Annotated in this window: 11 protein-coding genes; all 11 read left to right on the top strand. The window is 58.0% G+C overall.

Annotation, left to right across the window (positions count from 1 at the left end; genetic code table 11):
- The 11 genes from hisP to EH206_RS11885 all read left to right on the top strand — a co-directional run bounded on the left by hisP (position 1) and on the right by EH206_RS11885 (position 12,455).
- On the top strand, positions 1 to 774 hold the full coding sequence (gene hisP, locus EH206_RS11935) for a histidine ABC transporter ATP-binding protein HisP (RefSeq protein WP_009113018.1): 774 nt from the start codon (positions 1 to 3) through the stop codon (positions 772 to 774).
- Between the two features lie 28 nt (positions 775 to 802).
- The gene (gene ctlX, locus EH206_RS11930; protein ID WP_009113017.1) at positions 803 to 1,738 is read left to right on the top strand and encodes a citrulline utilization hydrolase CtlX; all 936 of its coding nucleotides are present in this window, start codon (positions 803 to 805) and stop codon (positions 1,736 to 1,738) included.
- Between the two features lie 254 nt (positions 1,739 to 1,992).
- On the top strand, positions 1,993 to 3,213 hold the full coding sequence (locus EH206_RS11925; protein ID WP_009113016.1) for a Zn-dependent hydrolase: 1,221 nt from the start codon (positions 1,993 to 1,995) through the stop codon (positions 3,211 to 3,213).
- A 357-nt stretch (positions 3,214 to 3,570) separates the two neighbouring features.
- Entirely contained in the window at positions 3,571 to 4,545 is a 975-nt protein-coding gene (locus EH206_RS11920) for a TRAP transporter substrate-binding protein (protein WP_009113015.1), read from the top strand.
- A complete protein-coding gene (locus EH206_RS11915) occupies positions 4,517 to 5,020 on the top strand; it encodes a TRAP transporter small permease (RefSeq protein WP_198008294.1) in 504 nt (167 codons plus the stop codon). The genes EH206_RS11920 and EH206_RS11915 overlap by 29 nt, the downstream gene beginning before the upstream one ends.
- A complete protein-coding gene (locus tag EH206_RS11910; protein WP_009113013.1) occupies positions 5,013 to 6,296 on the top strand; it encodes a TRAP transporter large permease in 1,284 nt (427 codons plus the stop codon). The genes EH206_RS11915 and EH206_RS11910 overlap by 8 nt, the downstream gene beginning before the upstream one ends.
- Before the next feature lie 3 nt (positions 6,297 to 6,299).
- Positions 6,300 to 7,046, top strand: a complete 747-nt coding sequence (locus EH206_RS11905; protein ID WP_009113012.1) for an aldolase/citrate lyase family protein — start codon at positions 6,300 to 6,302, stop codon at positions 7,044 to 7,046.
- The gene (locus EH206_RS11900) at positions 7,047 to 8,756 is read left to right on the top strand and encodes a thiamine pyrophosphate-binding protein (protein WP_009113011.1); all 1,710 of its coding nucleotides are present in this window, start codon (positions 7,047 to 7,049) and stop codon (positions 8,754 to 8,756) included.
- Complete coding sequence (locus EH206_RS11895) at positions 8,753 to 10,240, top strand: aldehyde dehydrogenase (protein ID WP_009113010.1); 1,488 nt, start codon at positions 8,753 to 8,755, stop codon at positions 10,238 to 10,240. The genes EH206_RS11900 and EH206_RS11895 overlap by 4 nt, the downstream gene beginning before the upstream one ends.
- Before the next feature lie 25 nt (positions 10,241 to 10,265).
- Positions 10,266 to 10,898, top strand: a complete 633-nt coding sequence (locus EH206_RS11890) for an RraA family protein (RefSeq protein ID WP_009113009.1) — start codon at positions 10,266 to 10,268, stop codon at positions 10,896 to 10,898.
- A 39-nt stretch (positions 10,899 to 10,937) separates the two neighbouring features.
- On the top strand, positions 10,938 to 12,455 hold the full coding sequence (locus EH206_RS11885) for an ABC transporter substrate-binding protein (RefSeq protein WP_009113008.1): 1,518 nt from the start codon (positions 10,938 to 10,940) through the stop codon (positions 12,453 to 12,455).
- The last annotated feature ends 57 nt before the right edge of the window (positions 12,456 to 12,512 follow it).

Genomic DNA, 12,512 nt, shown 5'->3' with positions numbered 1-12,512 from the left:
ATGTCAGACAAAAAATTAGTGGTTACCGAACTGCACAAACATTATGGCGAACATGAAGTCCTGAAAGGGGTTTCGCTATCGGCAAAAGCGGGCGACGTTATCTCTATTATCGGTTCTTCCGGTTCGGGGAAAAGCACCTTTCTGCGTTGCATCAACTTTCTGGAGAAACCGAGCGAAGGCACGATCTGGGTCAATGATGAGGAAATACGGCTGGTTCGCGATAAAGACGGCCAACTAAAAGTGTTCGATAAAAAACAGCTGCAACTGTTGCGCACGCGTCTGACGATGGTGTTCCAGCACTTCAATCTGTGGAGCCATATGACGGTGCTGGAAAATGTGATGGAAGCGCCGATTCAGGTGCTGGGGATTAGCAAGACGGAGGCGCGGGAGCGTGCGGTTCGCTATCTATCCAAAGTGGGCATAGACGCGCGCCAGCAGGCTAAATATCCGGTCAATCTGTCCGGCGGCCAGCAGCAGCGCGTCTCGATTGCGCGCGCGCTGGCGATGGAGCCGGAAGTGCTGTTGTTCGATGAGCCGACGTCGGCGCTCGATCCTGAGCTGGTGGGCGAAGTGTTACGGATCATGCAGCAATTGGCGGAAGAGGGAAAAACCATGGTGGTGGTCACACACGAGATGGAATTCGCCCGGCACGTCTCCAGCCATGTGGTTTTCCTGCATCAGGGACGGATCGAAGAGGAGGGCTCCCCGGCAGAGGTGTTCGGCAATCCGAAAAGCCCGCGTCTGCAACAGTTTCTTTCAGGCTCGTTGAAATAAATTTATACGTGTTTTTTTCAGGTGAAAAATGCAAACCACAGATACTGTTTTTATGGTGCGTCCTTCTTTATTTAAAGTGAATGAAGAGACCGCCCTGAGCAATTATTTTCAAAAAACCGATTATGTTTCAGACAATATCCAGCAGCGGGCGCTTGCCGCATTCGATAGCTATGTGGATGAATTAAAAGCGGTCGGCGTGAACGTGATTGTTTTTGAAGATGATGAAGCCAATGACACGCCCGATTCCATTTTCCCGAATAACTGGATCACCCTGGATAGTCAGGGCCGGGTGATTATCTACCCGATGGAGGCGGAAAACCGCCGCAGAGAACGCCGCAAGGATATCATCGATAACCTTGCCGGGCGTTTCGACGTAAAGCAGTTTTATGATATTTCGCATTTTGAAAAACAGAATAAATTCCTGGAAGGAACCGGGTCTTTGGTTTGCGATCATGAAAAGCGGATTGCCTACGTTTGCCATTCCTCCCGCAGCTCCCCCGAAGTGATGGCTGAACTGCAAAAAATAACCGGATATCAAGCGGTTTGGTTTCATGCTTACGATCAGTGCAATCAGCCTATTTATCATACCAATGTGATGATGAGCGTCGGTAAGAAATATGCGGTCGTCTGTCTGGATGCCATAACGGATAACCATGAAGCGCAACAGGTCAAAGCGTCTTTAACGGCGTCGGGTAAGACGATTATCGCGATTACGCATGAGCAGATGAAATCGTTCTGCGCGAATATGCTTGAGCTGAAATCCGTCGGGGGTGTTCCGGTTTTCGCCATGTCTACCCAGGCATGGGATGCGTTTTCGGCGGAGCAAAAAGCGTTGCTCGCCGATTACGCCAAAATCGTCCGCGCCCCGATAGGCATCATTGAAACATTGGGCGGCGGCGGCGCCAGATGTATGATTGCCGAAATTTTTCTTGATAAAAAAGAGGTTAATCAGAGTGATACTTAAACGGTTAGCATTGCTTGTTGAGTTTAATGCTGATATCAGTATTTCACTACTATTCTGAACAGTTATTTAAATACGCGGTTTTCTATAGGGAGTATTTATGAAATAAGGCTATTAATAATATTAATGTCGGCTATTAAAAATAATTGATTGACACCGGCAGCGTCAGAAAGAGATAAAATAAAAAGTAAATGGCGAATATTTTTTATTATTGAAAAATAATATTGATGAATAATAACGGGGTTAAGGAGCCGGGAATGTTGCAAGCGAATGGCGAGCGTCTGTGGAACAGCCTGATGGAGATGGCGAAAATCGGCGCGACGGACGCGGGCGGGAATACGCGTCTGGCGTTGACGAAAGAAGATAAGCTGGGGCGGAAATTATTTATTCAATGGTGCCGCGATGCCGGCATGAGTATTTATTTTGACCCCATCGGCAATCTTTTTGCCCGGCGCGAAGGGAAAAATCCGCAGGTCAATCCGATAGTGATGGGCAGCCATCTGGACACGCAACCCAAGGGCGGCCGGTTTGACGGGATTTACGGCGTACTGGCGGGGCTGGAGGTGATTCGAACCCTGAACGACAAGCAGATTATCACCGAACAGCCGCTGGAGATTGCCGTCTGGACCAACGAAGAAGGGGCGAGATTTACGCCGGCGATGCTGGGGTCGGCGGTGTTTACCGGGGCGCTGGCGCTGGAAAAAGCGTTGGATATCGCCGACCGCGACGGGGTCAGCATTCGTCAGTCGCTCGCCGATATCGGCCATGCCGGGAATACGGCGTTGGCCCGCCCGTTCGATGCCTACTACGAGGCGCATATCGAACAGGGACCGGTGCTGGAAGAGGAGGGCATTCCCATCGGCGTGGTGACCGGCGGACAGGGGATCTGCTGGTTGGATATCGATGTGGTCGGCGTTTCCGCCCATGCCGGCACCACGCCGATGAAATCCCGGTTTGACCCGCTGTTCGGCGTGGGGGAAATGCTGATGTCGCTGGAGTCGTCGCTGAGCAAAGACTTTCCTGGCGGGCTGTTCACCATCGGCCAGGTGGAGATCCCTGGATCGTCGCGTAATACCATTCCCAGCCGGGTGAAATTTACTCTGGATTTGCGCAATCCCGACGATCGAGGTCTGGCGGCGATGGAAACCAGCGTGCGCCGGCAGTTAACCGATATTGCCGCGGCACGGGGATTGACGCTCCATATTGAACGGCACTGGCTAAGCCCCGCCACGCATTTTGACGATCGGTGCGTCGCTACCGTGCGTAGCGCGGTGCAGGAGTTGGGCTACGCCTGGCGCGAGATTATCAGCGGCGCCGGACATGATGCGATCAATATCGCCAAACATTGCCCGACCACCATGATTTTCATTCCCTGCGTCGGCGGCATCAGCCATAACGAGAGCGAAGCCGCATTACCGGATGATGTGACCAAAGGGTGTGATGTCCTGCTTAATGCCGTGCTGCTGCGCGCGGCGTAATCATTTTGTCCCGCAACTCGTCTATCCGCAGTAAGTAAAAAAAGAAATACGCGTCCGTGTTTACTCTCCGGAGTAAACATTTTTTTCTCTATTCTAATTAGCCTGGCTAATATCCAAAACGGGTTGTTCTATTATGGTGCAATAAAATATTCAATTAACTTATCGCAAAGATATTTATTGGTGCAATCGTTGCACATTATTGGGGGGGGTGTTGAATTAATGCATTGCAATGGGGAAATTAACCTTGTTTTTATATAAATGGGAATTATACGCGCTATTAAATCGTTAAAATTGACTAATTTTCCTTGCGGGAAGACTCTGTCAATGAATTAAAAATAAATTGATACCGGGGGTGATATGAAAAGTAATCATAAAGTAGCCGCGTTAATTGCATCCGCATTATTATTTTCGTGGCATGCCAATGCCATTGAATTAAAACTGGGACATGTTTTACCGACCAGCCATAACTGGAATATCGCCGCTTCCGGTTTTGCCGACGATGTGCAAAAGCAAACCGACGGCCGGGTAAGCATAAAACTTTTTCCTAACGGGCAATTAGGAAATGAAAAAAACCTGGTCGAAGGTTTACAAATAGGCAGTCTGCAAGCCGGAATAATTGGCTGTGGTTCGCTTCAGCCTATTGATGCCAAATTCGGCATTGTCGAACTGCCTTATTCCTGGCCGAATCGTCAGGCGGCCTATGCGGCCTATGATGGCGAATTAGGCAATAAACTGGAAACGCTGGCTGAAAAATACCGTTTAAAAATCCTGTCCTGGTGGGAAAACGGTTATCGCCACGTCACCAATAACCGTGCTCCGATCGCGGGTCCTGACGATTTGGCGGGCCTGAAGATTCGCGTCACGCCGGATAAGATGCGTCTGGACAGTTTTACCGCGCTGGGCGCCAGCCCCGCCCCGCTGGCGTTTGGCGAGCTTTACTCAGCATTGCAACAGCGGGTGTTCGACGCACAGGAAAACCCGCTCTCCATTATCGATTCCTCATCACTGTTTGAAGTGCAGAAATACCTTTCCCTGACCGGCCATGTGTGGGCGCCCGCCTGTTTGGTGATGTCTGAATCCAGTTGGAAACGGATTTCTCCGCAGGATCAGGCCACGTTGCAGGCGCTGGCCGATAAGTGGCGCGATGAGCAGCGGCGGATGACCCGGCAGGACGACAAGGATCTGATCGGCAAACTGCAAGAGAAAGGCATGCAGATTAATGAGGTTGATCCCAAACCTTTCGCCGCGCGCGTACAGAGCGTCTGGCAAACCTATCAACAGGTATTCGGGCCGGAATTGATCGATGAAGTCAAACGTTACAGCGCGCAGTGATGCGGGAGGGGTGATGATCAACCGTATCTCAAGCTTGTTTATCGTTGTCGCGGCCATCGGCATCGCGTCGCTGGCAATATTGATGGGCTGGGCGATCTGCATGCGTTGGTTCTGGGGCAGCACGCCGCAATGGGCGGAGGAACTGCCGGAAATCGTACTGGTGTGGGCCACCATGCTGGGGATGGCCTATTGCAGCCAGCGCCGCAGTCATCTCAATGCGGGGCTGCTGGGGCTGTGGCTGCGTAACCGCAATCGGCAGCACGCCGTTCACCAGCTTATGCAGGTTGTGCTGGTGGTATTCATGCTGCTGCTGGCGAAAGCCGGCTGGGATTTAACCGTGCTGACGATGGAGCAAAAAACCACCGCGCTGCAATGGCCGGTCGGGGTGGTGTATGGCAGCGTACCGCTGAGTTGCCTTGCCGTCGTGCTGATTAATCTCGGCCAGCTTTTCAGAACAAGGGGGCGTCATGAGTGATGGCGCCTGGGTATTGATTGGCATGTTCGCCCTGATGTTGCTGCTGGATATGCCGGTCGCCTTCGGATTACTGGTGGCGGCGATGAGCTACCTGCTGATCTTCGACGGCGCGCCGTTGATGGTGGCGGCTCAGCAGTATGTGGCGGGTATGCAGAGCTTCACGTTGCTGGCCATCCCGATGTTTATTCTGGCGGCGCAGCTAATGAACCATGCCGGGTTGACGACCCGTATCGTTAAATTGTGCATGGCCAGCGTCGGCGATATTCGCGGCGGTCTGGCTGTGGTCGCGGTATTGGCCTGCATGCTGTTCGGTTCGCTGTCCGGGTCGGGCGTCGCCGACGTGGTGGCGGTTGGCGGCATGTTGCTGCCCGCGATGCGCAAAGAAGGCTACGCGCCGGGCTTCAGCAGCGCGCTGATCGGCACGTCAAGCTCTATTGCCACGGTGTTGCCGCCCAGTATCGTGATGATCGTCTACGGCACCACTTCCAATACCTCCATCGGCAAACTGTTTATGGGCGGGGTGATCCCCGGTCTGATGCTGGCCGCCGCGCTGGTCGTCGCCGCGCTCTATCTGTCGCGCAAACATAACTGGGCCGGCGGCCGCCGCTACTCCGGCAGGGAAAAAATCCGCGCCTGGCTCGATGCGCTGCCGGCCCTGATGGTGCCGGTACTGATCATCGGCGGTATCCGCATGGGGGTATTCACCGCCACCGAGGCGGCGATATCCGCCATTGCCTATGCCCTGGTGCTGGGGGTTTTCTTTTACCGCTGTATTTCATGGCGGGAAATCTGGCTTTCGCTGCGGGAAACGGCGGAAATCAGCGCCGCGATTTTAACCATCATCGCCGCGGCGGGGTTGTTTGGCTGGGGACTGAGCTATGAACAGGTTCCCCAGGCGATAGCCTCGCTAATCGGCAATATCACCGATAGCAAATATACCGTGTTGCTGATGCTGATGAGCTTGCTGCTGGTTTTGGGAACCTTTATGGAAACCATCGCCATCATCATTATCGTCACGCCGATAGTCATGCCTCTGTTACAGCAGTACGGCATCGATCCGGTTCACTTCGGCATCCTGCTCACCGTCAATATGGCGATTGGCGCGAATACCCCGCCGCTGGGCATCGATCTGATGGCCGCTTGCCGCGTATCCGGCATCACGGTCACCGAAACCTTTAAGCCCCTGCTGGTGATGCTGTTTGCCATGCTGGTGGTATTGCTGCTGCTGGTGTTTATTCCCGAGCTGGTGCTGTATCTCCCTTCGCGGATGGACTAACCGATGAACCAACAAGCGAGAAGCAAAGCGGTAAGCTGGCTATTCGTCGCCGGACACGACAGGGCGACGCTGGCGCAGGCCATTGATACGCAGCCGGGCGTGCTGGTGGTGGATCTGGAAGAGTTTACCCCGCCGGGCGAAAAAGACGCGGCCTGCCGGCTGTTTGCCGAGACGGCGGAGATGTGCCGCCGCCGCGCCATCGGCTGCGCCATCCGGCTGGATCGCCTGGCGCAGGGCGGAGAGACGCAGCTGGCGGCGATTGCCGCCGCCGCGCCGGACGCGGTGTTCCTGCCGCAGATTGAGGACGCGCGGCAGTTGATTGAACTGGATGAACTGATGACGCGCCACGGCTTAACCGACGGCGCCATCGTGCCGACCATTGAAAGCCGTGAGGGATTGGCGCGCCTTGAGGCGGTTTTGACGGCGACCGGGCGGGTCAGGGCCGCGCTGTTGGGCAGCGGCGATTTATCGCTGGATATGGGCATTGCCGACGATCCGCGCCGCATGGCGCATTTATTGCCGCTGCGCCGTCAGTTTATCGAGCGCTGCCGGCGCCACGGCGCGGAGGCGATCGACGGCCCCTGGCCGAAAAATATCGGCGAAGACGGCTTTGCCGATGATTGCGAACAGTCCCTGCGCGCAGGCTATCGCTCACGTTGCGCCATTGCGCCTGAACAGGTGCGCTATTGGCAGTCGCTGAATATCCGTACGGACCATAACAAAGATTATTTAACACCCTGGAGTAAATAAATGCAGAACCCCTCTCAAGTTTCCCGTAATGGCGGTCAGATCCTGTTGGAACAACTGCGTGAACAGGGCGCTAAACGCATATTTCTGGTGCCGGGCGAGAGTTTTCTTCCCTGCATTGACGCGTTCAACGAACATACCGACGGCATCCAGTCGGTGGTTTGCCGCCAGGAAGGCGGCGCGGCTTATATGGCGGAAGCCTATGGAAAAATGACCGGCGAGCCGGGTATTTGTATGGTGACGCGCGGGCCGGGCGCCACCAACGCCTCGATCGGCGTGCATACCGCCTATCAGGATTCAACGCCGATGATCCTGTTCGTGGGACAGGTGGGGAACGATTTTATCGAACGCGAAGCGTTTCAGGAGGTCGACTACCGCCGCATGTTCGGCCAGATGGCGAAATGGGTGGCGCAGATCGACCGTACCGAGCGCATTCCTGAATATGTGGCGCGCGCCTGGGCGGTGGCCACCAGCGGCCGTCCGGGGCCGGTGGTGCTGGCGCTGCCGGAAGACGTGCTGTGGGGGGAATCGGACGCCGCCATCGTGGCGGCCCGGCCGCGGCTGGAGAGCTATCCCGGCGCCGAGCAGATGGCGGAGCTGGAAGCGCGGTTGAAACAGGCGCGGCGTCCTTTCCTGCTGGTGGGCGGCAGCGGCTGGAGCGCGCAGGCGCAGCAGCAGTTGCAGCAGTTCGCCCGCCGTTTTGATCTACCGGTCGGGGTGGCCTGGCGGCGTCTGGAGTGCTACGACCAGCGCGACGATCAGTTTGTCGGCCATGTGGGTTACGCCATGCACGACGCCCTGCGCCGGCAACTGCGCGACAGCGATCTGATCGTTGCCGTCGGTACGCGCATCGGCGAAGCCACCAGCGAAGGCTATAGCTGGATCGCCTCGCCGACGCCGCGGCAGACGCTGGTTCATATTTATCCCGATCCTGAAGAACTGGGGCACGTTTACCGGCCGGCGCTGGCCATCAATGCCAGCGTCAACGCCTTTGCCGCCGCGTTGCAAGGGCTGTCTCCGGCGGCCGAGCCGGTCTGGAAGCAACTGCGCGCTCAGGCCCGCGACGCCTATCTGGCGACCCTCAATCCGCTGCCGTCGCCGGGGGCGCTGAGTCTTGACCGGGTGGCGAACATCGTCGGCGCGGTGCTGGACGGTCAGGGCTGCATCACCGTCGGCGCCGGCAACTATGCGCTGTACCCGCACCGTTACGTCCCCTTCGCCGGGCTGGGCAGTTCGCTGGCACCGACGGTGGGCGCGATGGGCTACGGGCTGCCGGCGGCCATCTCTTACAAGCTGCAGAACCCGGACAGTCCGGCGGTCTGCTTTGCCGGCGACGGCTGTTTTCAGATGAACATGCAGGAGCTGGGCGTGGCGCTGCAATATCAGCTTGGCGTGGTGGTGCTGGTGTTTAACAACGGTATGTGGGGCACCATCCGCGCCCATCAGGAGCATCACTTCCCCGGCCGCGAAGTGGCGCTACGCTTTACTAATCCGGCGTTCGCCCGGCTGGCGGAAGCCTATGACGGACTGGGCATAGTGGTTGAGGATACCGACGCGTTCGAGGCGGCGTTCCGTGAGGCGCTGCGCTTTGCCGCGCAGAAACGGCGTCCGGCGATCGTCGAACTGCGTTATGACGGCAACGGCATCGCGCCCGGCGTGCTGCTCAGTGAGATACAACAACAGGCTATGGTGAAACAGGGGGAAGAGGCATGAGCGACTATTCTCTGGCGTACTGGCGGCAGGCCGCGGCGGAACTGACTTACGAAGGGCGCGCCTGGATCGGCGGGGGCTATACCGACGCGGAAAACGGCGCGGTGCTGCCCAGCATTAATCCGGCGACCGGCGACAAGCTGACGGACATCGCCGATTGCGGCGAGGCCGATGTGGATCGCGCGGTGCGCCATGCGCGCCAGGCGTTCGACAGCGGCGTCTGGTCGCGCGCGTCGCCCGCCGAGCGGCGTAAAACGCTGGAGCGGCTGGCGCAGCTGATGGAAGAGAACAGCGAAACGCTGGCGCTGCTGGAGACGCTGGATATGGGTAAGCCCATCGGCGACAGCATGGCGTTTGATATCCCCGAATCCATTCGCTGCCTGCGTTTTTATGCCGGCGCGATTGAAACCGCCACCGATGAAGTGCTGCCGACGCCGGAAGATGTGCTGGCCACGGTGGTGCGCGAACCGGTGGGGGTGGTGGCGGCGGTGGTACCGTGGAATTTTCCGCTGATGATCGCCTGCTGGAAACTGGCGCCCGCGCTGGCGGCGGGGAACAGCGTGATTGTGAAACCGGCGGAACAGTCCAGCCTCAGCGTGTTAAAGCTGGCTGAGCTGGCGCGGCAGGCCGGGATACCCGACGGCGTCTTGCAGGTGGTGACCGGACGCGGTGTGGTGGCGGGGCGGGCGCTCGGCCTGCATATGGCGGTGGACTGTCTGGCCTTTACCGGCTCCACCGCCACAGGCAAGCATTTTATGCGTTACGCGGCGGACTCCAATCTGAAGCGTGTCTGGCTGGAGTGCGGCGGCAAATCGCCGCATTTGGTATTCGCCAACTGCCGGCGGCTGGAACAGGCGGCGGCGGTGGCGGCGGCGGCGATCTTCATCAATCAGGGCGAGGTGTGCATCGCCGGTTCACGGCTGTACGTGGAAGACTCGATTTACGACCGTTTTATGGAACAGCTATTGCATGAAGCAGGGAACTATCTGCCGGGCGATCCGCTGGACCCGCAAACAAGGGTGGGGGCGATGGTCGATGGCGCGCAGTATCAACGGGTGCTCGACGGCATCAACGAGGCGCTGGCCGCAGGCGCCAACTGCCTGACGCCGCTGCCGGCGCAGGCCGGCGGGCTGTTCCTCAACCCGACCATTCTGGCTTGCGACAACGGCAATATCGCCATGCGCCGCGAAATTTTCGGCCCGGTGCTGGGCGTAGGCCGCTTCAGCGGTGAAGATGAGGCGCTGGCGTTGGCCAATGATACCGATTACGGCCTGGGCGCCGGTCTGTGGACCGACGATCTTAGTCAGGCGCACCGCGTCGCCCGCCGCCTTAACAGCGGCATGGTATGGGTTAACTGTTATGCCGACGGCGCCATCACCATGCCGTTCGGCGGGCGCAAGCAGTCGGGCTTCGGGCGCGATAAGTCCGTGCACGCGCTGGATAAATATACCGACCCGAAATCAACCTGGATCCAGCTTGCCCGCTGAACCGGCGCCGACAGAGGAGAAGCGCATGTCTTTACCGCATGACGTGACGGCGTCACTGATTGAACAGTTGTTACAGGTGGAAACGGCCACGCTGGGCCACCTGCTGGATCAGGGATTTATGCCTCCCCGGATACAGTGCGTGCTGCCGGTCAGCGTACGCTGCTGCGGCCCGGCGCTTACCGTGTCGCTGCCGGAGGACGATGGCTACAGCCTGCCGCTGGCGCTGGCGGCCGCGCATGTGGGGGACATATTGGTGATTGAGCGCGTCAACGACGATCGCCACGCCTGCTGGGGGGCGGTGATGACGGCGGCCGCACGGCAGGCGGGCATCGCCGCGGTGATCCTGGACGGTTACATCACCGACCTGTCCGCCATTTGCGTCGACGGCTTTCCCGTCTGGTGCAAAGGGCGTTCGCCGCTGACCACCAAACGGGGTAAAACCGGCGGTACGGTCAACCGGCCGGTGACCTGCGGCGGCGTCCGCGTCTGCCCCGGCGACCTGGTGCTGGCGGATGAAAATGGGGTTGTCGCGCTGCCGGCGGAGCAGATGGCGCGCTACGCGGAGGAGGCGATCCGCATTCAGCGGCAGGAGCCGCTGATTATCGAGAAATTGCGGCAGGGCGTTAGCCTGGCCGAGATTTACCGCCATCAACACTGATGTTTTTACATTTACCAACACCTTATGGGGATCGCGAATATGACGCAGAAAAAAACGCTGCTGGCTTCACTGCTTGGCGCCACGCTGGCCCTTTCCGCACTCCACAGCGCGCCCGCGCTGGCCGGGAAAGCGGATGATACGCTGAACGTAGCCTTTTCCGACGAGCCCGAACCGTTGGATTCCTACAAAATCGCCGGACGGCAAGGGCTGATCATTGCCCGCCACATCTATGACGGCCTGTTGTACAAGGATCTGAGCAGCGGCGAAATCAAACCGGCGCTGGCGGAGTCCTGGAGATTCACCGATGACAAAACCCTCGAATTCGTGCTGCGCAAAGGGGTGAAATTCCATAACGGCGCCGATTTCAGCGCCGATGACGTTATCGCCACGCTGAATACCGTGATCAAGCCAGAGTACGGCACCCGTTTCCAAATCTCCGTGGACTGGATCGCCAGCGTGGAGAAAGTGGATGACTATACCGTACGCATTCATATGGCCAAGCCGTTTGCCGGCGCGGTAGAGATGCTGGCCGATGCGCTGCCCGTCTACCCGCACGCCTATTTTGCCGAGAAAGGGTCGGCGGGCATGGCGGAGCGACCGGTCGGCACCGGGCCGTATAAGCTGGTTGAGCAGACGCCGGGCGTGCGTTATGTGCTGGAGCGTTTCGACGGCCACTACGCCGGCAGCCCGAAAGGGAAACCGGCGATCAAACATATTGTGATCCGCACCATCCCGGAGATGAATACCCAATACGCGGAACTGATGTCCGGCAAGCTGGACTGGATCTGGCGCGTACCGCCCGATCAGGCCAAACGGCTGGCGAACCGGGTAAGCATCATTAACGCGCCGATTATGCGTATCGGCTATATCAGCCTGGCCACCGGCGGCGACACGCCAATCGCCCAGCCGCTGGTGCGCAAAGCCATGCTGCATGCGATTAACCGCCAGCAGATCGCCAAGGTGTTCGGCGGCGAGTCTTCACAGGTGCTGAACTCCGCCTGTAATCCGTTGCAGTTCGGCTGTGAGCAGGATGTCGCCGTCTATGGCTACGATCCGCAAAAAGCCAGGGATTTGCTGAAAGAGGCGGGCTATCCGAACGGTTTTGAACTGGAGATGGTGTTTGCCGCCATGCCGCGGCCGGTGGCGGAAGCGGTATCCTCCGATCTGGCCAAAGTGGGCATTCGCGTGCGTTTGAATGAAAACCAGTTCGCGGCGGCGGTGCAGAAATGGCGCGCCGGGACGTTGCCGGCGCTAATGTCCAACTGGGGCAGCTACGGTATTGGCGATGTGGCCTTCATTCTGTCCAACTATTTCGGCGGCGGCGATGACGACATGATCAAGGATGACGAGTTGGCGGCGTGGCTGAAAGTGGCGGACAGCTCGCCGGACAGCGACGTGCGCAAGCAGAACTACAGTCTGGCGCTGAAAAAGATCGCCGACCAGGCCTACTGGATACCGCTGTATAATTACAATATCAACTACGGCCTGTCGAAAGATTTGAATTTTACGCCGCAGCCGGATGAGTTCGCCCGCTGGTGGCTGTCAAGCTGGAAGTAATCTTTGCTGCCCGCGCCGGCGGGCATCTACCCCTATTCACACTGCAATGAGCGCATC

The organism is Brenneria nigrifluens DSM 30175 = ATCC 13028 (genome assembly GCF_005484965.1).
In the GTDB taxonomy this organism is placed as follows: Bacteria; Pseudomonadota; Gammaproteobacteria; order Enterobacterales; family Enterobacteriaceae; genus Brenneria; species Brenneria nigrifluens.
This window is presented reverse-complemented; position numbering and strand designations above follow the sequence as displayed.

Excerpts from the sequence above, each read along its gene's own strand:
- EH206_RS11890 (WP_009113009.1), top strand. The coding sequence starts at position 10,266 with ATGTCTTTACCGCATGACGTGACGGCGTCACTGATTGAACAGTTGTTA.
- EH206_RS11900 (WP_009113011.1), top strand. The coding sequence starts at position 7,047 with ATGCAGAACCCCTCTCAAGTTTCCCGTAATGGCGGTCAGATCCTGTTG.
- EH206_RS11920 (WP_009113015.1), top strand. The coding sequence starts at position 3,571 with ATGAAAAGTAATCATAAAGTAGCCGCGTTAATTGCATCCGCATTATTA.
- EH206_RS11905 (WP_009113012.1), top strand. The coding sequence starts at position 6,300 with ATGAACCAACAAGCGAGAAGCAAAGCGGTAAGCTGGCTATTCGTCGCC.
- EH206_RS11895 (WP_009113010.1), top strand. The coding sequence starts at position 8,753 with ATGAGCGACTATTCTCTGGCGTACTGGCGGCAGGCCGCGGCGGAACTG.
- EH206_RS11915 (WP_198008294.1), top strand. The coding sequence starts at position 4,517 with ATGAAGTCAAACGTTACAGCGCGCAGTGATGCGGGAGGGGTGATGATC.
- EH206_RS11885 (WP_009113008.1), top strand. The coding sequence starts at position 10,938 with ATGACGCAGAAAAAAACGCTGCTGGCTTCACTGCTTGGCGCCACGCTG.
- EH206_RS11910 (WP_009113013.1), top strand. The coding sequence starts at position 5,013 with ATGAGTGATGGCGCCTGGGTATTGATTGGCATGTTCGCCCTGATGTTG.
- EH206_RS11925 (WP_009113016.1), top strand. The coding sequence starts at position 1,993 with ATGTTGCAAGCGAATGGCGAGCGTCTGTGGAACAGCCTGATGGAGATG.
- hisP (WP_009113018.1), top strand. The coding sequence starts at position 1 with ATGTCAGACAAAAAATTAGTGGTTACCGAACTGCACAAACATTATGGC.
- ctlX (WP_009113017.1), top strand. The coding sequence starts at position 803 with ATGCAAACCACAGATACTGTTTTTATGGTGCGTCCTTCTTTATTTAAA.